We start from the raw sequence: 20,119 nt of genomic DNA on the forward strand, positions 1-20,119 counted from the left end.
CCAGGCCGCCACCCGCACCTCGGCGAAGTCGCCGCCCACCTCACCAGCTACGCCGCCCGCGTCGCCCGCCACCTCGCCGCGCACCTGCGGAGCCGGTGACCCACTGACCGCCTGGTTCGACATGTGTCAACATAGACGCATGTCGAATACGAAGGTGCTGCCGCTGCTCGAGCCCGACGATGGCCGAGGCGTGGCGCCGTGCTGCCCACCGCTGACCGAGCGCCCGATGACCGCCCAGGAGGCCGAGACCGCCGCGCGGATGTTCAAGGCGCTCGGCGACCCGGTCCGCCTCCGCCTCTTCTCGGCCGTCGCCTCCCACGAGGGCGGCGAGGCGTGCGTGTGCGACATCTCCGACGTCGGCGTCTCCCAGCCCACCGTCTCCCACCACCTGAAGAAGCTCAAGGAGGCCGGGCTGCTCACCTCCGAGCGGCGCGGCACTTGGGTCTACTACCGGGTCGAGCCGTCCGTCCTGGCGGCGATGGGAAAGCTGCTGGCCCTGCCGGCCGCGGCCTGACCAGCCAAGGAGGGGGGGACATCGTGGGGAACGAATCTGCGAGCGCGGTGATCCTGCCGCCGGTGCCGGAGCACGCCGAGCACGTGCTGGCCGTCTACCGGGCCGGAATCGACGAGGGGAACGCCACCTTCGAGACCGTCGCACCGACCTGGGAGGCGTTCGACGCGGCGAAGCTGCCCGAGCACCGCTTCGTCGCCGTCGTGCCGGACGTGACGAATCGGCCTCTCAGTATCTCCAGCTGGCGTAGATGGTGACGTTCTCGGCGTTTTCCTTGGCTCCGACGCACACGTCTCGCCAGTCGAGCAGCCAGCCGCTGGAGTGGCACTTCTCCTGCTGGAGGCCCAGTTCGCGGATGATCTCCGGGCGGGACAGGCCGTCCTCGCTGATGACTGTCGCGGCGCGCCAGCAGCCGCCGGAACCGCAGCTGGTGCCTTCCTCGATCATGGTGATGCCTGGCGGCAATGTGGGGAAGGCCTTGGTCGACGGGGCGTCCGAGCCTTCGCTGATCATCAGCGCGTACAGGAGGCCGGCCACGAGGGTGAGGGCGAACTGCATCCCCAGGAAGCCGATCGCTCCATTGCGGCGGGAAATCCATCTCGGAGGAGGGGAGCCTTCGTGCCGTCCTTCCAGTCCCGCGCCGCAGGCGATGAGCAAGGGCGCGAGAACCGTGAACACGAGATGGGCGTCGGGCCTGGGGGCGTCGATCCAGCCCTGCTGGACGCTGATCAGCAGACCGGCTCCGGCGAGCAGCGCGCCGCCGACAGGGAATCCGACGGGGCGGGTGCGGGCGATCGTCATCCAGACGACGGCGGGCGCGACGGCGAAGAGTATCCCCAGGACAGTCAGCATGTACGGGGGACGCGCGACCCCGAGCGCCCGGTTCCACACGCCCCGGGCTCAGGCGCTCGGGAGGCTCCTACGCCTCCACGTACGCGACGATCGCGATCTGCCGAAGAGCGGTCACGTAGGAGATCACCCGGACTCCGTCGACGTCGTCGACGGAGTCGCGCAGCAGGGTGTCGGGCACCGACGTGCCGAGTTCGGGATTGACGCTGATCGCGACGATCGCGCGGTCCAGGCGGTGCGTCTCGGTGGCGGTCAGCTTCTCCAGCCGGCTCAGCGCGGGCTCCACCAGGACGGCCTGGGACCGGCGCGGCGCGAGCTCAAGGTGGCACGGGGCCGCTCGCCGACGAGACGCTCCAGGTTGGCGTCGCGGGCTTCCTCCCACCACACGCCGGACTCCGAGGCCGGGTAGCCGTTGGCGGCGATGTCCTCCAGCACCGGGGCGAGGACGTCTGTCTTCGCGCGTAGGGCGGCCGCGTATGCGCGGATCGACGCGGCGGCGTGCTCGTCGAGGGGCTGACGGTCGGGCACGGGGGCCGGCTGCTGGTTCATCGAGGGCTCTTGGGCGTTGCCGGCGTGTGTCCTCACGGTAGCGCCGGGCGGGGCGCTCCGGGACGGTACGGGCGAAGCCCCGCACCCGCACCGGCGGGTCTGGCCCGGGTCACGGTGGCGGCGTCGCCCCGGGCAGCTGTCCGGCGAAGTCCCACCACTGTTCGATGGTCCACACGGCGACGCTGGAGCGGTCGGTGGACATCCGCAGCCACACCTCTTCTCCACCGGGCATGAGCGCCACTTCCAGGTGCGGCTCGTCCCACGTGCCCAGCGGGTACATCCACCCGATGCCGTCGGGCCAGGTGCGCATCGCCACCGTGCGCACGCTCAGCGCTGCGGCCAGGGCTTCAAGGGCCGCACGGGGTATCCGTACCTCCGCCGGTTCGCGGCCGAACGCTTCCACCAGCCCCCCATTCCTGCGGCGAGACGTCCATCTGCCGCGTCCTATAGCTTGCCAGACGGGAGGTCACATCTGGGCGTACGCCCGCACAGGCACTCCATACCGCGGACCTGGCGGAGGACACGGTGCGTGATCGGCGGGGGTCTGCCGCGACGTGGGGCGTCACGCTGCCACGCGAGATCCGGCCCAGGACGGGGTTCTCAGCCCCGATCCCGCTGTCCCGCGCCAACGAAGATTGGCCCATTGTCAACGAAGTGTGATCGATAATGGCCCTACTCGCTGAGGGTGCTGGCATTCACACGAGGCTTTGATGCTCCGCGGGACAGACGCGCGAACAGCTGACCTGCAGTAATGGCAACGTACGGCACGATCAGAACCCCGAGGCCGAGGTCCAGCCAGTCATAGGTCGCGCCTCTGAAAAGCGAGGCCCATGCCTGGGCACCCGCGACGGATCCGGCAATCACCAGCAGCACCGACGTCACTGCATACAACACCTTTGCGGCTCGGGGCCGCCGCTCTTTGAGCAGTTCACCACCCGCACCCAGCGCCACCACCGCAGCAAAAGCATCATGCGGCTCCAGGCGGCCCGTCCCGATCGCGTCCACGATGTTGATCAAGATCCCGATCGTGCCGACGACCAGTGCACCTTGAGATATACGGCTGCTCATCAACCCTCGCTTGCAGTCAAACTTCGATGGCAATGGATTAATCTTCGATGACACGGGGCCCCTGCCCAAAAACACTCTCATATCGGGACATTGGGTCGGCTTCCGTCACACGGTCGACGGCGGGGTGACAGGGGGCGTGACACCTCGCTCGTTACGTTCGGTGATCAGTTCGGGAGTGGTGGCCATACGTGCGGGCCGGTGCACTGTCCGCAGCCGGCGCACTCCGTGTAGAACTGCTTCGGGAGGCGTGGGCACGAGCAGATCGGGTTGTAGTCGGGGGCGTCGTCATCCTCGAACCAGGGCTCCCCGAGCGGCGGCGCGCAGTCGACGTGGACCTGGCCGTCGGCCGCCCTCCTCGTACCGGGTGCCGCAGCTCGTCACCTTCACCCGGGGGACCACCACGCGGTCGGCTGGGCCGCCGCCTGCCTGCCCCGCAACCGGAGCCGAGACCGGTCAAGCGGATGCCATGGATTCCGGGGCCGAGACCACGCCGCCGGGGCCGGCGCTGGGTGCGTGGGCTGGGCGCCCCGGCACCGTCGCGGTCGCGGCCGCCCTCCGGGCCGGCCTGGTCGGGGACGGGCGGCCAGGGTGCCGTCGACGGTCGCCGCGCGTGGCTGCGGGGGATGTTTGCGGGCGTGTCTCGTCTCGGCGGAAGCCGGCCTGATCAGTCGGCGATCTGCACGGTGACGTAGAGGTCGCCGGGCGTGCCGCCGTTCTTGCCGGGGCCGCCGAGCTTGCGAAGCCGGATCCTTTGGCCGTCCTTGATCCCCGCGGGGATACGGATCTGGACGGTGCGATGGTGAACGATCCGGTCCTTCCCCTCGCACGCGGGGCAGGTAGGTGTCGCTCTCCTGTCGATTCGGGTGACGCAGGCCGGGCAGGTCTTGCAGGTGGTCAGCCGTAGCGGGATGGTCGCGCCGTCGGCGGCCTCGCGCGGGCTGAGCCAGAGCTCGGAGGTACTATCGGGCGAAGCGGGCCACCTGTCGACCGTGGTTTGCCTGCCCGTCGTCGGTGAGAACCTTGACCGCCACCATCCGGTCGACCTCGGGATCGTACGCGCACCAGACCTGGCCGAACCCACCCGCGCCGATCGGCTCGACCAACCCGTATCGGCCGTCCAACACGGCCCCTGCCCGCACCACTCCCCCTCCGAGTACGCACCGCACGGCACACCGCACGGGTACCCGTCACGCTATGCGGGACGAGCCCGATCGAATCCGTCCTGACACACGCGTACGGAAAGCCACGAGGCCGGCCGGAGCACCCGGCACGTGAACGACGCGCCGGGCACGAATCCCGTGACGCCACGAGCCCGATGCGCCGCAGAACACTCCGGGCTGTTTCCGGGCATCCCGGCGGGCCCCGTGGACCGTGGAAATCCAGCCGTCGGCGGCGCGCCGCCTCGCGGCCGGCCGATCGCGCCGCTCAAGGAACAGGCTCCTCCCGACGGCCGCCTCACCGCCATTGCACCGAAAAGAACACGCTATGGAAAATATCGACCCATAACCGGTTCTTCTACCGAAGGCACCGTTCGGCATTGCCTTTTCTCCTCCTGCTCGCGGAGATCTCCCCTGCGCACCGCCCGGAACATCGCACAGTTTCCTGTGTCATCGGACTCCATGACCGAACGATGGGCGATCACCACCCCGGCGCAAGGAAATCGACAATGCCTCACGAACCCCCTGTGAACAGCCTTCGATGAACCTTCCGTGAACGACATGTTGCACACCCAGGCCATGGCCGAGAGGGTGCATTACGTTGACCGCAGGTGCTGCCACAGAAGGTCGGACGCCACAGCGCAAAATCCCACTCCTCGAGGAATCCTGTGAAGTTATACAAGCAACCGGGCGATCTTGTGGCCGTCGTCGGAGCCGGCGCCATGGGAACCGGGATATCCCAGGTCGCGCTCCTCGCCGGCCACCGGGTACTCCTGCTGACCCGCCGCGCGGAGAGCTCCCGCCGAGGCCGGGAGGAAATCGAGAGCCGCATCCTCCGGCTGGTCGACAAGGGACGGCTGGAAAAAGAGGAAGCGCTCGCCGCCCTGGACCGGCTGACCACCTCGGAAGAATTACCGGAAGCGGCATCGGCCGACCTCGTCATAGAGTCCGTGCACGAGGACATGGCGGCCAAGTCCGCACTTCTGGCGGACATCGAGAAGCACGTGGGCGAGGAAGCCGTTATCGCCACCAACACTTCTTCCCTGTCCGTGACCGCTCTCGCCGCCGGCCTGGAAAACCCGGCCCGGTTCGCGGGACTGCACTTCTTCAATCCGGCTCCTTTGATGGCGCTGGTCGAAGTGGTCTCCGCGCCGTCCACGGCCGAGCGCACCACCCGTTTCCTGCGCAGGACCGCAGAACGCTGGGGAAAGACCCCGGTGCTCTCCGCCGACCTGCCCGGATTCATCGTCAACCGGGTGGCACGCCCCTTCTACGGGGAGGCGCTGCGCACCCGGGAACAGCGGGCGGCGTCACCGGCCACCATCGACGCGGTCCTCACGGGGTCGGGGGGCTTCGCCATGGGCCCCTGCGCGCTGATGGACCTCATCGGCCACGACGTCAACGAAGCGGTCACCCGGGGGGTGTGGAGCGCCTTCCACCACGATGCGCGCTTCGCCCCCTCCCTCGTCCAGCGCAAGCTGGTGGAGGCCGGGTACCTGGGGCGCAAGGCGAGCCGGGGGTTCTACGACCACGGGCCCGGCGCCGCCCGGCCCGCTCCCGACACCCGCGCCCCGGTGTCCGTACCGCCGCCGCGTCTGGTGCGGCTGCACGGTGACGCCGGGCCCGCCGGAGGGCTCGTGGACGTGCTCGTCGCGGCCGGGATCCCCGTCGAGCGGGTGGCGGCCGACGCCGGCAGCGCGCTGGACGGAATGTTCGAGCTGCCCGACGGGACGCTGCTGCGTCTGACCGACGGGCGCACGGCCGACCGGCACGCCCGGCGTACGGAACGCCCGGTCGTCCTGTTCGACCTGAGCCTGGACTTCGCCACCTCCTCCCGTACCGCCCTGGCGGTGAGCGGCGGGGCGCCCGACGCCTCGCGGGACGCCGCGGTGGGCCTGTTCCAGCTGCTGGGCAAGGACGTCAGCACGGTGGACGACATCCCGGGGCTGCTGGTGTTCCGCACCGTCGCCATGCTCGTCAACATCGCGCTGGACGCGGTGGCCGACGGCCTGGCGAGCGCCCCCGACATCGACACCGCCATGCGCCTGGGCACCAACTACCCGCTGGGGCCGGTCGCCTGGGGCGAGCGGATCGGGCTTCCCTCGGTCCTCGCCCTGCTGGAGAACCTCGACGACGAACACCGGGACGGGCACTACCGCCCCTCCCCCGCGCTGCGCCGCGGCGCGCTGCGCACCGGCCCGCTCGCGGCCTGACCCCCACGCCAGAAAGGGAAACCCCACCCATGCAGGCTCTGTCACACCTCGCCCAGGACGTCGCGTCGGCCAAGGAGCAAGGGCGCTACCGGACGTACCTGAATCTGGAGCGCCGCGCCGAGACGGCCCCGCAGGCCGTGCTCCACGCCGCCGACGGGCCGCGCGAGATCATCGTCTGGTGCTCCAACGACTACCTCTCGCTGAGCCACCACCCGACGGTCATCGACGCGGTCGCCGACGCGGTGCGCGGCGTGGGCCTGGGCACCGGCGGCGCGCGCAGCATCTCGGGCACCAGCACCTTCCACGAGGACCTGGAGGCCGAGCTCGCCTCGCTCTACCGCAAGGAGCGGGCGCTGCTGTTCAGCACCGGCTTCGCGGCCAACGACGCCACCTTGTCGGTGCTGGGCCGGCGCATACCCGGGCTGGTGATCTTCTCCGACGAGCTGAACCACGCGTCGATCATCCAGGGCGTCCGCAACAGCGGCGCGCAGAAGAGGATCTTCCGCCACAACGACACGGGCCACCTGCGCAAGTTGCTGGAGGAGACGGACCCGGACGCGCCCAAGCTGGTCGCCTTCGAGTCCCTGTACTCCATGGAGGGCGACTTCTCCCCGATCCGGGAGATCGTGGACATCGCCGAGGAGTTCGGCGCCCTGACCTACCTGGACGAGATCCACTCGGTCGGCATCTACGGCGAGGAGGGCTCCGGCTACGCGGAGGAGCAGGGCGTCCGCGACCGGATCACCGTCTTCCAGGGCGGTTTCGGCAAGGGGCTCGGCGGGGCCGGCGGTTACATCGCCGGGCCGGCCTCGGTCATCGACAGCGTGCGGACCTTCGCGGCCCCGTTCGTCTTCAGCACCTCCGCCCCGGCGCCGCTGGTGGCCGGCGCGCTGTCCGCGCTGCGTCTGGTCCGCCACGACTCCACCCAGCGGGACCTGCTGCGGGCGCGCGCGTCGGAGCTGAAGGAGGGACTGGCCGCGCGGGGCATCCCGGTCATCTCGCGGGACAGCCACGTGGTCCCGGTGCTCGTCGGCGACCCGCACCGCAACAAGGAGGTCAGCGCGCTGCTCCTGGGTGACCACGGCATCTACGTCCAGCCGGTGAACGCGCCGACCGTGCCCGAGGGCACCGAGCGGCTGCGCGTCACGCCCACCTCCCGTCACACGGCCGAGGACGTCCAGGTGTTCGTCGAGGCGCTCGATACCGTGTGGTCGGCGGCCGGTCTTCCCCGCAGCCGCTGATCGCACCGGCCGACGGCCGTCGCCCCGGCACGAGTTCCGGAACGGTCCTCGTGCCGGGGCGACGACCGAACCTGAACACGAGATTTCAAGGATTCCCGTGAAAAACGCCACCCCACCCGTGCTCTGGCTGCTCGCGGTGGGCGCCTTCGCCATCGGCACGGACGCGTTCGTGATCGCCGGTGTGCTGCCGGAGATCGCGGACGACCTCCGTGTCTCCCCCGGTGCCGCCGGTCAGCTGATCACCGTGTTCTCCCTGACGTACGCGCTGTTCGCCCCGGTCAGCGCCACGATCACCGGCTCGCTGTCCCGCCGGACCGTACTGGCCTGCGGGTTGGGGGTGTTCATCGCCGGCAACGTGGTCTCCGCACTGGGCGACTCCTACGCATGGGTCGCGGCGGGCCGGTTCGTCGCCGCGCTGGGCGCCGCCTCGTACACGCCCCAGGCCTCCGCCGCCGCCGCGTCCCTGGTCCCCGAGGAGCGCAGGGGCCGGGCACTGGGCATCGTCATCGGCGGCCTGACCGTGGCCACCGCGCTGGGGGTGCCGATCGGCACCTGGATCGGCGGCCTGGCGGGCTGGCGGGCCACGCTGTGGGCGGTCGCCGCGCTGGGCGCGGTCGCGCTGCTGGGGGCCCTGATGCTGCCGAGGCTGGCGCCCGCGGGCAGGCACCCGCTGGCCGAACGGCTCTCGGGCCTGCGCAACCCGGCCGTCCTGATCACCCTGTCGGTCACCCTGCTCGCCGTCACCTCCGAGCACGTGGTCTACACGTACATCGGCCCGGTGCTCCAGGACACCACCCACGGCGGGCGGGCGCTGTCGGTGCTGCTGTTCGTCTTCGGCGTCGGCGCCGTCGCGGGCAACGCCATCGCCGGGATCGCCACCGACCGGCTGGGCAACCGGGCGGTGCTCCTGCTCGCGGTCGGCGGCATGGCGGTGGACCTGGCCCTGCTGCCGCTGTGGTCCGGGTCCCTGATCGGGGCGGGCGTCGCGCTGTTCGTCTGGGGCGCCACGGGGTGGATGTACCTCGTGCCCCAGCAGCACCGGCTGCTTTCGCTCAGCGAGGCGAGCGGCCCCTTCACCGTGGCGCTCAACAGCTCCGCCCTGTACCTGGGCATCGCCATCGGCGGCGCGGTCGGCGGCCTCCTCGTCAACGCCTGGGGCCCCGAGTCGACCGCCGTGCCCGCCTTCGTCCTCGCGGCCGTCGCCGTCGCCGTCGCGGCCCTCACCTACGGACGTCCCACCCCCACCGGTCCAGCGCGGGAGACACGCAGTGACCCCGCGCGGCAAGGAGTTTCCGACGATGACTGACCGACCTGCCGACGACCCCGTCGTCATCACCGGGATAGGCACCCTGCTGCCCGGTACCGGATCGGCCGCGGAATTCTGGCAGCACGTCTCGGGCGGGCGGTCCCAGATCGGGGCCCTCACCCGGTTCGACGGCCCCGCCGAGGGGCTGCCCGTGCACGCGGCGGCCGAGATACGCGACTTCGACCACACCGCTCGCCTGCCCGGCCTCGACCCCTCCCACGCCCGCAAGTACAGCCGGGAGATCCTGATCGCGATGTCCGCGCTCGTCCAGGCCCGCGACGACGCGGGCCTGGGTCAGGGGGACGTCGACCCCCGGCGGCTCAGCGTGATCTTCTCCTCGTCGCGCGGCCCGCTCTCCTGGTGGCAGCCGGTGCTGCGCGGCGAGGACCCGACGGCGTACGACGACAAGGGCGCCATGTTCCGCGGGCTGCCCGGCACCCCGGCCAGCCTGGCCGCCATCCACACCGGGGCCCAGGGCCTCGTCACGACCGTCAGCAACGCCTGCGTCGGCGGCCACCAGGCGATCGGCCTGGCCCTGCGGGAACTGCGGGCGGGCAGCAGCGACGCCGTCCTGGTCGGCGGCCACGAGTTCCCCATCCTGCCCGAGGTGGCGCACTGCTACCGGGCGCTGGGCAACGGTGTGCTCTCCACGGAGTCCGAGGACCCGTCCCGCGCGGTGCGCCCCTACAGCGCCGACCGCGAGGGGTTCGCCCTCGGCGAGGGCTCCGTGGTGCTGTGCCTGGAACGGGAGTCGACCGCGCTGCGGCGCGGGGCCCGGGTGTACGCCCGTGTCCTCGCCCACGCCTCGATGAACGAGGCCGACCACCCCACCACCATGGACCTGACCGGCAAGGTCACCGCCGGTCTGGTGGTGGAGGCCCTGGAGGAGGCCGGGCGCCGCCCGGACGAGGTGGGCTACTTCTGCGCCCACGGGACCGCGACCCGCTACAACGACCTCGCCGAGAGCCGGGCCCTGCGCGCACTGTATCCCGACCGTGGCCTCGGGGCGCTGCCCCCGATCAGCTCCAACAAGCCGATCTACGGGCACACCTTCGGCCTGGCCGGGATCATCAATGCGGCCTCCACCGCTTTGATGCTGCACCACCAGCGGTTGGCGCCGACCATCAACCTGACGACGCCCGACCCGGAGTGCGACCACGACCACGTGGCGGAGGGCGCCCGCGACACCTCGTTCGATCTCGCGGTGTCCATGTCGTTCGCCTTCGGAAGCCAGACGTCGGTGTTGGCGATGGGGGTGGCGGCCTGAGATCCGCGCCCCGGCCACCCCGGCGCACCCCGCCGACAGCACGCGCCGTCAGCCGGTGCCCGTCAGGCGGGCGGGGACCACCACGTTCGCGGTGTGGGCGCCCAGCGCCCGGCGGAAGGTGCCGCCGCAGGTGATCGGGCGCGGCTCGGGGCGGCCGGGGTGCCGTTGTTCGTACGCCTGTTCCGGGTCGAACTCGTGTCGGCCGAGGACCCGCACGTCGTCGACGGGGCGCGCGGCGACGACGCCGTCCCCGGCGCCGTGGCCGTCGAGCTCGTGCACGCCTTCTCCCTGCTCCACGACGGCGCCGACGCGCTGCGGCGGCGCACGGCGGTGTGGAAGGCCTACGGGACCGGGTTGGCCGTCCTGGCCGGTGACGCGCTCCTCGCCCCGGGCCGTCTCCTGCCCCGCGGAGACCCCGGGCCGGCACACGGCGGGCGCTGTCCGGTGCCTGTGCCGGATCCTCACCGCGCTCGTGTCCGGCCAGGCGGAGGACCTGTGCTTCGAGGAGCTTCCCTGGTACGGCCCCGTTGCGGTCGGTCCCGACCGGTACCGGTCGATGTCCGAGCGGAAGACCGGCTCCCCCTGGGATGCGCGCTTGCGCTCGGCGCGGTCCTCAGCGGCGCCCCCGACGAGGCCGTGACCGCGCTCGACCGGGCCGGCCCGCACCCTGAGCAGGGTGGACTTGCCGGCGCCGTTCTCTCCGATCAGGCCGATCCGGTGACCGGGGACACGGTGAGACAGAAGCCGTCGAGGACGCGCCGTCCGCCGAGATCGCGGACGAGATCGCGGACGAGGTCGTGGGCGAGCAGAGCGGGTCGGGGCACGGGGAACCGTCCAGGGTGATCGGTGGTCCGCCCGCCGGGCACGGGGCCTCGGACGCGGGCCGCTGGATGCGTCCGGCTCACACCGCCGGCGCTCCGGTCGTCGTGAGCCTTCCATCGGCCAGCCGCAGCCACCGGTTCACCCCGATCGCCGCGAGGAACCGCTCGTCGTGGCTGACCACCATGAAGGCGCCCCGGTAGGAGTCCAGCGCGCTCTCCATCTGGCCCACGCTCACCAGGTCGAGGTTGTTGGTCGGCTCGTCGAGCAGCAGCAGCTGGGGCGCCGGCTCGGCGCACAGCACGCAGGCCAGGGTGGCCCGGAGCCGTTCGCCGCCCGAGAGCACGCGGACGGGCAGGTGCGCCCCGGCCCCTCGGAAGAGGAAGCGCGCGAGGAGGTTCATCCGCTCCGCCTCCGGCCGCTCGGGCGCGAACGCGGCGAAGTTCTCCGCCACGGTGCGGTCCGGGTCGAGCAGGTCCAGACGCTGCGAGAGGTAGGCGACGCGGCCGGCGCCGCGCCGGATCTCACCGGCGTCGGGGGTGAGTTCGCCGGTGACGAGCCGCATCAGAGTGGTCTTGCCCGCGCCGTTCGGGCCGGTGAGGGCGATGCGCTCGGGGCCCCGTACGGAGAGGTCGACGCCTCCTTCCGCGAAGACGTCCTTCCCGCCGTGGCACACCCGCATCCCCTTGCCGAGGAAGAGGTCGCGGCCGGCGGGGACCTGGGTGTCGGGCAGGTCCACGGTGATGCGCTGCTCGTCGCGCAGCGCGCGGCCGGCCTCGTCGAGGCGTGCCTTGGCCTCGCCCACGCGGGACGCGTGCATCTGTCCCGCCCGGCCCGCCGCTTCCTGGGCGCCGCGCTTCATGTTGCCGGCGAAGATGCGCGGCAGGCCGGCGTTCTTGAGGTTGCGGGCGGCGTTGCTCGCGCGGCGTTCGGCACGCTCGCGGGCCTGCTGGAGTTCCCGCTTCTCCCGCTTCAGCTCCTGCTCGGCGTTGCGGACGTTCTTCTCGGCGGCCTCCTGCTCGGCGCGCACGGCTTCCTCGTACGCGGTGAAGCCACCCCCGTAGAGACGCAGTCGGGAGCCGCCGAGCTCGGCGATGCCGTCCATGCGGTCGAGCAGGGCACGGTCGTGGGCGACGAGCAGCAGCAGGCCGCCGAAGTCCGTGAGGACGTCGTACAGCCGGTGCCGGGCGTCGCGGTCGAGGTTGTTGGTCGGCTCGTCGAGCAGCAGGACGTCGGGGCGCTTGAGGAGCTGGGCGGCGAGACCCAGCTGCACGACCTGCCCCCCGCTGAGGGTGTCCAGGCGGCGGTCGAGGGCGAGGCCGCCGAGACCGAGACGGTCGAGCTGGGCGCGGGTGCGCTCCTCGATGTCCCAGTCGTCGCCGATGGTGGCGAAGTGCTCCTCGGCGACGTCGCCGGACTCGACGGCGTCGAGGGCGCGGATCACGTCGGCGACGCCCAGCACCTCGGCGACGGTGAGGCCGCCGGTCAGGGGCAAGGACTGCGGCAGGTAGGCGAGCGTGCCGCCGACGGACACCGAGCCGGCGGTGGGCTGCAGCTCACCGGCGATCAGCCTGAGCAAGGTGGTCTTGCCGGAGCCGTTGGGCGCGACCAGCCCGGTGCGGCCGCTGGACAGGGCGAAGGACAGGTCGTGGAAGACGGGGGTGTCGTCGGGCCAGGCGAAGGACAGGTTCGAGCAGACGACGGAGACGTCGGACATGGGAGGACCTCGTGAAGGCGGGGGCGAAGACAGCTCCGCCCCGGGCAGACGTGCGGAAAGGGGGTACGACGAGACAGCCCCCTCGGCGGCGCCTCCTCGGCGCGCCCGGTGACCGTCGGATCCGGATCTCACCCGGAGATGTCGTCGTCACCCACCACGTCTGTGACTCCTTCGATACGCGGTCAACGTCGTTCCCAGGCTAACAAAGCCCTTCGGGGACCTGCCGGGATTTTCCGCCTCCGCGGGTCGCCCCCTTCCCATCCGTACCACCGGCGGCACGTCCCCGGTCCGGGAGGATGCCGGCGGCCGGCGGTCGCCCCACGCACCTCGCGGGTGCAGCGTGGGTGACGGGCAGACGCGGGACGCGAGGCTGCAGTCGCCGCGGCTGTCGGTGTAGCCGTCGTCCCGGCCGCGTCCTCCGCGCCCGGTCCGGGCGGGAGGCGCCACCGGCGCGCACACGTCCTTCCCCACCCTCAAGCGGGTAAGGGTCGGCGTCCTCGACGTGGGCTACGCCGAGGCCGGCCCCGCCGGGGGCCCGGTCGTCCCGTGTCCGCACGGCTGGTCCTACGACATCCACAGCCACGTCGACGTCGCCCCGCTCCTTGCCCGCCTCGGCTACCGCGTGATCGTGCCGTGCCTGCGCGGCCACGGCTCCACGCGGTTCCTGTCCCGGCGCACGCCACGCACCGCCGAACAGTCCACCGTCACGCTCGACGTCCTCGCCCTCATGGACGCCCTGGGTATCGAGCGCGCCGTGCTCGGCGGCTTCGACTGGGGCTCCCGCACCGCCGACATCGCCGCCGCCCTCTGGCCCGAGCGGGTCAAGGCGCCCGTCTCGACCAGCGGTTACCTCACCACCCACCGCCGGTCCCAGCTGGAGCCCGCCGCCCCGGGCGTCGAGCACCTCTGGTGGTACCAGTGGCACTTCGCCACCGAGCGCGGCCGGAAGGCGACGGAGGACCCGGACGAGCGCGTCGCGCTGTGCCGTTACGTGTGGGGGCTGCTCTCGCCCGGCTGGGACTTCGACGACGCCGCCTTCGAGCGCACCGCCAGGGCCTTCGAGAACCCCGACTGCACGGCCGTCGTCCTCTACAACTACCGCTGGCGCATCGGCCTGTTCGAGGGTGACCGCCGCTTCGACCGCTACGAGAGGCGGTTTGCCGCCCGGCCCTCCATCGGGGTTCCGGCCATCGCACTCGACCCGGCCCTCGATCCCTTCACCCCCGCCCGGTGACGGCTCGGCCCACCGGCACCACTTCACCGGCCCCTACGAACACCGCGCCCTGGCTGGTCTCGTCCACGTTTGCCGAGGTCTCCACGCTCTGCGCGTCGATCATGGTCGCGGTCGGCCGGGGGTTGCGGCCGTGGGGTCGGCGGGTCTCGTCCCGGAGCAGGTCGTGGACCTGCTGGGTGGTGCCGTCGGCTTCCCACTTGGCGTAGGGGTCATAAACGGTCTTGTACGGCGGGAAGCCGCGGGGCAGGTACTCCCACGGGATGCCGGTGCGGTTGACGTACAGGATCGCGTTGGCGATCTCCCGCAGGTCGTGCCGCGCCCAGCAGCCGGGCGCAGACGACCCCGAGGAACCACGATGAGCGCCCCCGACGTGAGGAGGTCGTCATCACCGCGGCCGGATCCTCCCACGGCGGCATGACCAGCCGGTCGCGCTCGGGCAGTTAGCGTGAGCGTGCTGACCCGGTTCTCGTACTCGCGCCGGTCATGGTGCCCGGCTCTCGTACGGGTGTCTGATCCTTTTCCGAGGCGCATCCCCCACGAGAGCTACAGGAGCTGTCCACGTGCGGGTGATTCGCGGACGGCTCCGGATCCCTAGCGTGGTCGTCAGGTCGCAGCCCGTGCGACCGCCACAGGGGAGGCCACGATGAGTACCGCGTCCACCGCACGGCACGCCGGAGGCCCCGGCCCGGGCACGGGCCCCGACGGTCACGACGCTCGCGGCGGTCGTCTCGACCGGATCGTCCGCTCCCCGCTCGGCTGGATGCTGACCGGCCTGGTCGGCGTCGGGCTGGTCTCGGGCCTGACCGCCACGGGTCCTGGTCCGGTTCCGGTGCTGGGCGCGGTGGCCGCGGTAGCCGTGTACTGGCTGGTCATGCGCCGTGTCGCGCGACGCTCGACGCCGGAGATCGCCCGGCGGGGAGCCGGCCGGGAGGCGCTGCTGGGCGGCGCGATCGGCCTGGGCTTCGTTCTGGTGTCCGCCTTGCTGATCACGGCGTTCGGGGGCTACTCGTTCTCCTGGGCGGGCCATGGCTTCATGGCGGTCGTCTGGTCTGCGGTCATGGTGCAGATCGGCACCGCGGTCACCGAGGAGTTGCTGTTCCGCGGTCTCGCGCTGCAGGCTCTGGAGCAGCTGTGGGGCAGCCGGGCCGCCATCGTGGTCACCGGGATGTTCTTCGGCATCGCCCATCTGGGCGCTCCGGGAGCCAGTGCGTGGAGCGCGCTGGCGATCGCTTTGGAGGCGGGCGTGATGCTCGGCGCCGCGTTCCTGTGGCGGCGTACCATCTGGTTCGTCGCGGGTCTGCACTTCGCCTGGAACACCACCGAGCAGCTGCTCGGCATCCCGGTCTCCGGGCACACCTCCGAGGGCCTGTTCACCGTAGACGCGCACGGCCCCGCCGTGCTGACCGGCGGTGGCTTCGGCCTGGAAGCGGCGCTGGTGCCCGTCGTCATCGGTGTGCTGCTCGCCGCCCGGATGTTCGTCCTCGCCCGCCGCGGCGACCGTCTGCTACCCCGTCGATCCGCACGACACGCTCAGGCCGGCTGATCGGAGGAAACGGTAGTGATGTCCCCTCAGACGCCCTGGCGCCGTACGCTGCTCCGGGCGCCGCTCGACTGGTGGGAGGAGCGGGACGCCTTCCTCAAGGACGGCGTCCTCGCCCTGGTGCTGGCCCTGTTGGCCTTCGTACCCACCCTGTCCAACATCGGAGCGCAGATCGGGGATCTGCCCGAGCGGCCGGCGAGCGCGCTGAGCGTCGGGCTGATTCTGTCCCAGACCCTGCCGCTGGCGGCCCGCCGACGGTGGCCCGCGGGCTGTCTGGCCGTCGTCGCGGGCGCGTTCGCCGCGCACCAGGCGCTGGGCTTCGCGACGACGTTCGGGAGTCTGGGGCTGTATCTGGCCCTGTACTCGGCCGGAGCCCACCAGGTCCGCTTCCGCCCCGGTCTGGCGGGCGTGGTGAGTGCGGGCTATGCCGTGCTGGCCCTCGTCCTGGACCACCTCGGCTCACCGCAGGGCATCGCGGACTACCTCGCGTTCCATCTGACTCTGGCCGCGTTCTGGCTGGTGGGGAGCAGCGTGCGCACACGGCGGGCGGAAGAGGCGCAGCGGCGGCGGCTGACCGCCGAAGTGGCCACGGCCGCAGAGCGGGCACGAATCGCCAGCGAGCTGCACGACGTGGTCACCCATCATGTGACGGCCATGGTGGTCCAGGCGGACGCGGCACAGTTCCTGCTCACCTCCGCACCGGACAAAGCCCGCGAGGGACTCTCGGCCGTCAGCGACACCGGCCGTCGGGCGCTGACAGAGCTGCGATACCTGCTCGGCGTGCTGGAGGCGACCGGTGAGTCGGCGTCCGCGGATCCGGCGCGCGCGGAGCGGGCACCCGCCCTGGGACGGCTCGGGGACCTGGTCGAACAGGCCCGCAGGTCGGGGCAGCCGATCGAGTTCAGCGAGCAGGGCGAGCGGCGAGCGCAGTCCGTGGACGTGGAGCTGGCCGCGTACCGGGTGGTGCAAGAGGCGCTCACCAATGCGATGAAGTACGCCACCGGGCAGACGACACGGGTCCTGGTCCGGCACGGCGAGGAGCGCATCGAGATCAAGGTGACCACCGACGGGCCCCCCACCTCTCCGGCGGTCGCACCTGCCGTGCGGAAGCCGGACCCTGCGGGCGGGCGTGGACTGGCGGGGCTGCGTGCACGGACGCGGATGGTCAATGGTGAACTGGAGGCCGGACCCCGGCCCGAAGGCGGATTCGAGGTCCACGCCACCATTCCGTCCAAGCCCGCATCGGAGTGATCCCGTGAGCGATGCGCCGCCACCGATCCGTGTGCTCGTCTGCGACGACCAGGCACTGGTGCGCACCGGCTACGTCACCATCTTCTCCGCCCAGCCCGACATGGAGGTCATCGGAGAGGCCGAGAACGGGCACGAGGCGGTCCGGGCCGCAGGGCGTCTGCGTCCCGACGTGGTGGTGATGGACATCCGGATGCCCCTGCTCGACGGCATCCAGGCGACCCGGCAACTGGCCGGTCCCGACGCCGAGGCACCGCCGAAGGTGCTGGTCGTCACCACCTTCAACATTGACGCCTACGTCTATGACGCACTGCGTGCCGGGGCCAGCGGCTTCCTCCTCAAGGACGCGCCCCCGGCGGAACTGGTCAACGGCATTCGGACGGTCGCCAGGGGCGAGGCCCTGCTGGCCCCCGCCGTCACCCGCCATCTCATCGGCCACTTCGCCGAACACCTGCGCCCGGCCGATGCTTCCCGGCCGGCCAGGGAGGACCTGGTACGGGCACTGACCCCGCGCGAGCTGGAGGTACTCCGGCAGATCGCCGAGGGGCTGTCGAACGCGGAGATCGCCGCGGAGCTCTTCATCACCCCCGAGACGGTCAAGACCTACGTGTCGAGGATCCTGACCAAACTCGGCCTGCGCGACCGGGTCCAGGCCGTCGTCCTCGCCTACCGGGTCGGGCTGGTCTCCTCCACCGGCTGAACCCACGCGCTCGTCGACCTGGACACCGAGGTGGGTACGACGCACGCCGACTGGTCGGGTTCTTGTGGCCAAACTGCGCGACCGAACCGACCGGAGCCTCGTGCGGTCCTCGCATGAACGACCCTTTCCCGGAGCAAGATCCGAAACAGCCGCGACGGGCGGCCCGGACCCCGGATTCACTGTCAAAGCCCAAGCAGATGCCCGACACCGCGCGCCGCGACCTCGCCGTGTGCCTCGTCGACGCCCGAGGCGACCCGCTGGGCTGCTCGGAGCCGTACGGGCAGGACGACGGCACCGTCCGCACCGTCACCCGCGGGCACGTCGCCGCGGTCATCCTCATCGGCCGGGACACCCGCGTCCTCACGGTCCTCGCCCTCGCTTGCGCCGGCCCCGTGTGACCGTGCCTCGTCGGGTACGGTCCCGCTCGGCGGCGGCCACCGTCCGGTGATCGCTCGCCAACACCGCCGCCCCCGGTGCCCCCGAACCCGCTTGGGCCGGGACACCGGACGCCTTCTCCCACCCGCCGGGTGACACGGTGATCATGGCGCTGCCCACCCGCCCCGCAGCTTTGACGGTTCCCGGCCCGGGCCGGCCGGGGACGAAGGAGGATCACCCCATGAAACCCGAGTCGGCCCTTGACGAACACATGGAGATGGGCTTGGCCCTCGCCTCGGTCGTCCCCGCACCCGCGGGGACGGTCCCCAGTGAACTGGCCCGCGCGGCCCCTTCTTGAGGTCGTCCCCGCACCCGCGGGGGTGGTCCGGGCGGGCATCTTCGGATGGATCGCTCGTCGGTCGCGAACACGGTCGCCCTGCGCCTGGTCGTACCCGTCCCACCGGGACGGTGGCCGGGCCCAGTTCGTCATCGTCCCGGTGCCCCCCGGACGGCCGTCCCTTCGCCGCGCTGCTCCCCTGGGTGCTGGAACAGATGGACAAGTCGCTGACGGGGGGGGAGGACCTGGCCCGCCAGGCACGGATGAGCTCGCGCAACCTGGGCCGCCACTTCAGGTTCGTGACCGGTACCACCCCGCTGCAGTGGCCGCCGACCCAACGCATCTGCCACGCCCAGGAGTTGCTGGAGACCGCCGACGTCACCGTCGACAGCATCGCGGCGGCCACCGGAATGGACACCGCCGCGACGCTGCGCCGGCACTTCCACCGCACCGTCGGCGTGCCCCCGGACACCCACCGGCGCACCTTCCGCTCGCGCACCCTCCCCGGCCCGTACGACGACGGACACCACCACCGTCCGGGTGATGAGGCGGAGAAGCCTCACGGAGCGCTGCACGGACCCGTGCCGCCCCATGGCACCGGCCGGGTCCCGCCCCCGGGCCCATGCCGCCGGCCGATGGTCAGGCGCGGGCCAGGGCGGCGGCTCCGAAGGACACGTCGAACCGGTCGCACCAGATGCTGACGCTCCGGTACTTCGACCAGTCGACGTCCTCGGGCAGGGGGTAGTTCTGGTCGCCCTTGTTGCCCTTCAGCTTGGCGAGGTCGACGTACTCCCCGTCGTCGAAGACGCCCCAGCCGGCCTTGCCCTCCTTGACCGGCGCGTCGCTCAGCCAGACGCGCAGGTCGGGGCCGTTGCTCGTGTCGAGCCCTTCGAGGCGCAGGGTGTGCGTGCCGTCGGCGAGACGCACGACCTTCACCGTTCCGCGGGTGGTGTGCTCGTGGCTGATGAAGGTGCCCTGCGCGACCGCGGTGGGACCGGTCGGCGGGGCGGACGCGGGGGAGGAGGGGCTCGGGCCCGCCGTCGGTGGCACCGTGCCCGCCGCGGCGGGCGGGCTCCCGGACGGCAGCGCCTCGTTGACGGTCTCGTCCACCCACAACGCCCACGGCTTGAACCACACCAGCCCGGCCGCCACACCGGCCATGACCACCACACCGACGCTCGCGTACAGCAGCCGCTTACGACCCCGTTCCACAGGAGGCCCTTCCTCTTGTCGCCGTCGTTTCCTCTTGTCAGCGTCGTTCCACCCATCATCCAACGTCCCTCCCGACCCTGCGGCAAGCCTTTCGGGGGACGGAGGGAACATCTGGCGGGGGCGGGCACGGCCCGCCGGAGGCGTCCGGCGGGCCGTGGGGTGGAGCGGGATCAGCGCGAGGGGCCGACGCCCGCCCCGTCGTCACCGCTCTCTTCCGTCAGCCGGACGGTGAAGTCGCACCACTCGGTCCACCGGGACGCGGTGGCGCCGTCCCGCACCCGGACGCGCCAGCGGTACGCGCCGTCCGCCAGGCCGCGCGGAGGGAGGGAGAGCACGGCGGTGTGACCCGTCTGACTCCTGGTGTGGCGGCGCAGGACCGGTTCCCCGTCGGCGTCCGTCACCTCGAAGAACACGCCCCGGCCGGGTGAGGTGCCGGCCCCCGGCTTCTCGACGGTGCCGGGCGGCGCAACCGACTCCAGCGTGGCCGCCAGACTCGCACCCCTGGTCGTCACGACCGGCCCGCCCTCCGGGTCACCGCAGAACTGGAAACCCGCGTAGGCGCCGTCGGAGATCCGCGGATCGACGGGGACGTCCAGCAGCAGGGATGGAGCGGCGGTGGCTTCCGCTGCGCTCTTCGACGGGGCGTCCGCGTCGGCGAGCGGCGCCAGGGACAGCCCGACGGCCAGGGCCGCCGCCACCGCTCCCGCCCGCCCGGCCCAGGAACGGAACACCGGTCTCAGCAGGCTCATTCTCGTGTCCTTTCCATGTCGGCCCCG

19 protein-coding genes and 5 pseudogenes are annotated in these 20,119 nt (G+C 71.8%); 12 read left to right on the forward strand and 12 right to left on the reverse strand.

The window, feature by feature from the left end; genetic code table 11:
• Window positions 1-139: 139 nt before the first annotated feature.
• Both AC07D6_RS27295 and AC07D6_RS27300 read left to right on the forward strand, forming a co-directional pair.
• Window positions 140-514 (forward strand): ArsR/SmtB family transcription factor, encoded by a 375-nt coding sequence (locus AC07D6_RS27295; protein WP_315876113.1) that lies wholly within the window; start codon window positions 140-142, stop codon window positions 512-514.
• A 47-nt stretch (window positions 515-561) separates the two neighbouring features.
• Window positions 562-720, forward strand: a pseudogene (locus AC07D6_RS27300) (GNAT family N-acetyltransferase); the annotation flags it as partial.
• A gap of 19 nt (window positions 721-739) precedes the next feature.
• Here AC07D6_RS27300 and AC07D6_RS27305 read toward each other — a convergent pair.
• The 6 genes from AC07D6_RS27305 to AC07D6_RS27330 all read right to left on the reverse strand — a co-directional run bounded on the left by AC07D6_RS27305 (window position 740) and on the right by AC07D6_RS27330 (window position 4,148).
• On the reverse strand, window positions 740-1,363 hold the full coding sequence (locus AC07D6_RS27305; RefSeq protein ID WP_479048671.1) for a hypothetical protein: 624 nt from the start codon (window positions 1,361-1,363) through the stop codon (window positions 740-742).
• A 67-nt stretch (window positions 1,364-1,430) separates the two neighbouring features.
• Window positions 1,431-1,646 (reverse strand): hypothetical protein, encoded by a 216-nt coding sequence (locus tag AC07D6_RS27310; protein ID WP_479048673.1) that lies wholly within the window; start codon window positions 1,644-1,646, stop codon window positions 1,431-1,433.
• On the reverse strand, window positions 1,631-1,909 hold the full coding sequence (locus tag AC07D6_RS27315; protein ID WP_479048675.1) for a hypothetical protein: 279 nt from the start codon (window positions 1,907-1,909) through the stop codon (window positions 1,631-1,633). Before AC07D6_RS27315 ends, AC07D6_RS27310 begins: the two co-directional genes overlap by 16 nt.
• Before the next feature lie 109 nt (window positions 1,910-2,018).
• Window positions 2,019-2,312, reverse strand: coding sequence for a hypothetical protein (locus tag AC07D6_RS27320; protein WP_315876022.1), 294 nt, complete (start codon window positions 2,310-2,312; stop codon window positions 2,019-2,021).
• A 269-nt stretch (window positions 2,313-2,581) separates the two neighbouring features.
• Entirely contained in the window at window positions 2,582-2,926 is a 345-nt protein-coding gene (locus AC07D6_RS27325; RefSeq protein WP_479048678.1) for a hypothetical protein, read from the reverse strand.
• Window positions 2,927-3,641: 715 nt separating this feature from the next.
• Window positions 3,642-4,148, reverse strand: a complete 507-nt coding sequence (locus AC07D6_RS27330; protein ID WP_479048680.1) for a DnaJ C-terminal domain-containing protein — start codon at window positions 4,146-4,148, stop codon at window positions 3,642-3,644.
• A 684-nt stretch (window positions 4,149-4,832) separates the two neighbouring features.
• Between AC07D6_RS27330 and AC07D6_RS27335 the strand changes: the two genes are divergently transcribed.
• The 4 genes from AC07D6_RS27335 to AC07D6_RS27350 all read left to right on the forward strand — a co-directional run bounded on the left by AC07D6_RS27335 (window position 4,833) and on the right by AC07D6_RS27350 (window position 10,161).
• Window positions 4,833-6,347 (forward strand): 3-hydroxyacyl-CoA dehydrogenase, encoded by a 1,515-nt coding sequence (locus AC07D6_RS27335; RefSeq protein ID WP_479048757.1) that lies wholly within the window; start codon window positions 4,833-4,835, stop codon window positions 6,345-6,347.
• 29 nt (window positions 6,348-6,376) lie between these two features.
• Complete coding sequence (hemA, locus tag AC07D6_RS27340; protein WP_479048682.1) at window positions 6,377-7,588, forward strand: 5-aminolevulinate synthase; 1,212 nt, start codon at window positions 6,377-6,379, stop codon at window positions 7,586-7,588.
• Window positions 7,589-7,685: 97 nt separating this feature from the next.
• On the forward strand, window positions 7,686-8,894 hold the full coding sequence (locus tag AC07D6_RS27345; protein WP_479048685.1) for an MFS transporter: 1,209 nt from the start codon (window positions 7,686-7,688) through the stop codon (window positions 8,892-8,894).
• Window positions 8,887-10,161, forward strand: a complete 1,275-nt coding sequence (locus tag AC07D6_RS27350) for a beta-ketoacyl-[acyl-carrier-protein] synthase family protein (protein ID WP_479048687.1) — start codon at window positions 8,887-8,889, stop codon at window positions 10,159-10,161. The genes AC07D6_RS27345 and AC07D6_RS27350 overlap by 8 nt, the downstream gene beginning before the upstream one ends.
• 48 nt (window positions 10,162-10,209) lie before the next feature.
• Here the strand turns inward: AC07D6_RS27350 and AC07D6_RS27355 are convergent, their stop codons facing one another.
• The 3 genes and pseudogenes from AC07D6_RS27355 to AC07D6_RS27365 all read right to left on the reverse strand — a co-directional run bounded on the left by AC07D6_RS27355 (window position 10,210) and on the right by AC07D6_RS27365 (window position 12,697).
• A complete protein-coding gene (locus AC07D6_RS27355) occupies window positions 10,210-10,440 on the reverse strand; it encodes a class F sortase (RefSeq protein ID WP_479048766.1) in 231 nt (76 codons plus the stop codon).
• A 387-nt stretch (window positions 10,441-10,827) separates the two neighbouring features.
• Window positions 10,828-10,875, reverse strand: a pseudogene (locus AC07D6_RS27360) (hypothetical protein); the annotation flags it as partial.
• Between the two features lie 187 nt (window positions 10,876-11,062).
• Window positions 11,063-12,697 carry an ABC-F family ATP-binding cassette domain-containing protein gene (locus AC07D6_RS27365; protein WP_479048689.1) on the reverse strand — a complete coding sequence of 545 codons (1,635 nt, stop codon included), beginning with the start codon at window positions 12,695-12,697 and terminating at the stop codon, window positions 11,063-11,065.
• Window positions 12,698-13,145: 448 nt separating this feature from the next.
• Here AC07D6_RS27365 and AC07D6_RS27370 point away from each other — a divergent pair.
• Window positions 13,146-13,998: pseudogene (locus AC07D6_RS27370) on the forward strand (alpha/beta fold hydrolase); the annotation flags it as partial.
• Between the two features lie 108 nt (window positions 13,999-14,106).
• Here AC07D6_RS27370 and AC07D6_RS27375 read toward each other — a convergent pair.
• A pseudogene (locus tag AC07D6_RS27375) lies at window positions 14,107-14,247 on the reverse strand (transposase); the annotation flags it as partial.
• A gap of 327 nt (window positions 14,248-14,574) precedes the next feature.
• Between AC07D6_RS27375 and AC07D6_RS27380 the strand changes: the two are divergent.
• The 5 genes and pseudogenes from AC07D6_RS27380 to AC07D6_RS27400 all read left to right on the forward strand — a co-directional run.
• Window positions 14,575-15,474, forward strand: a complete 900-nt coding sequence (locus AC07D6_RS27380) for a lysostaphin resistance A-like protein (protein WP_479048691.1) — start codon at window positions 14,575-14,577, stop codon at window positions 15,472-15,474.
• Window positions 15,475-15,492: 18 nt separating this feature from the next.
• Window positions 15,493-16,722, forward strand: coding sequence for a sensor histidine kinase (locus AC07D6_RS27385; protein WP_479048693.1), 1,230 nt, complete (start codon window positions 15,493-15,495; stop codon window positions 16,720-16,722).
• A gap of 4 nt (window positions 16,723-16,726) precedes the next feature.
• Window positions 16,727-17,419: a response regulator gene (locus tag AC07D6_RS27390; protein WP_479048695.1), complete on the forward strand. Its 693-nt coding sequence runs from the start codon at window positions 16,727-16,729 to the stop codon at window positions 17,417-17,419.
• 197 nt (window positions 17,420-17,616) lie between these two features.
• The gene (locus AC07D6_RS27395; RefSeq protein ID WP_479048697.1) at window positions 17,617-17,817 is read left to right on the forward strand and encodes a hypothetical protein; all 201 of its coding nucleotides are present in this window, start codon (window positions 17,617-17,619) and stop codon (window positions 17,815-17,817) included.
• 374 nt (window positions 17,818-18,191) lie between these two features.
• Window positions 18,192-18,643, forward strand: a pseudogene (locus AC07D6_RS27400) (helix-turn-helix domain-containing protein); the annotation flags it as partial.
• Window positions 18,644-18,770: 127 nt separating this feature from the next.
• Here AC07D6_RS27400 and AC07D6_RS27405 read toward each other — a convergent pair.
• Window positions 18,771-19,343, reverse strand: a complete 573-nt coding sequence (locus tag AC07D6_RS27405; RefSeq protein ID WP_479048700.1) for a DM13 domain-containing protein — start codon at window positions 19,341-19,343, stop codon at window positions 18,771-18,773.
• Between the two features lie 170 nt (window positions 19,344-19,513).
• Window positions 19,514-20,092 (reverse strand): hypothetical protein, encoded by a 579-nt coding sequence (locus tag AC07D6_RS27410; protein WP_479048702.1) that lies wholly within the window; start codon window positions 20,090-20,092, stop codon window positions 19,514-19,516.
• Window positions 20,093-20,119: the final 27 nt, after the last annotated feature.

The sequence above is a fragment of the Streptomyces sp. NPDC045287 genome (assembly GCF_056432325.1).

Excerpts from the sequence above, each read along its gene's own strand:
- AC07D6_RS27295 (WP_315876113.1), top strand. The coding sequence starts at position 140 with ATGTCGAATACGAAGGTGCTGCCGCTGCTCGAGCCCGACGATGGCCGA.
- AC07D6_RS27305 (WP_479048671.1), bottom strand. The coding sequence starts at position 1,363 with ATGCTGACTGTCCTGGGGATACTCTTCGCCGTCGCGCCCGCCGTCGTC.
- AC07D6_RS27315 (WP_479048675.1), bottom strand. The coding sequence starts at position 1,909 with ATGAACCAGCAGCCGGCCCCCGTGCCCGACCGTCAGCCCCTCGACGAG.
- hemA (WP_479048682.1), top strand. The coding sequence starts at position 6,377 with ATGCAGGCTCTGTCACACCTCGCCCAGGACGTCGCGTCGGCCAAGGAG.
- AC07D6_RS27350 (WP_479048687.1), top strand. The coding sequence starts at position 8,887 with ATGACTGACCGACCTGCCGACGACCCCGTCGTCATCACCGGGATAGGC.
- AC07D6_RS27365 (WP_479048689.1), bottom strand. The coding sequence starts at position 12,697 with ATGTCCGACGTCTCCGTCGTCTGCTCGAACCTGTCCTTCGCCTGGCCC.
- AC07D6_RS27380 (WP_479048691.1), top strand. The coding sequence starts at position 14,575 with ATGAGTACCGCGTCCACCGCACGGCACGCCGGAGGCCCCGGCCCGGGC.
- AC07D6_RS27385 (WP_479048693.1), top strand. The coding sequence starts at position 15,493 with ATGTCCCCTCAGACGCCCTGGCGCCGTACGCTGCTCCGGGCGCCGCTC.
- AC07D6_RS27395 (WP_479048697.1), top strand. The coding sequence starts at position 17,617 with ATGCCCGACACCGCGCGCCGCGACCTCGCCGTGTGCCTCGTCGACGCC.
- AC07D6_RS27410 (WP_479048702.1), bottom strand. The coding sequence starts at position 20,092 with ATGAGCCTGCTGAGACCGGTGTTCCGTTCCTGGGCCGGGCGGGCGGGA.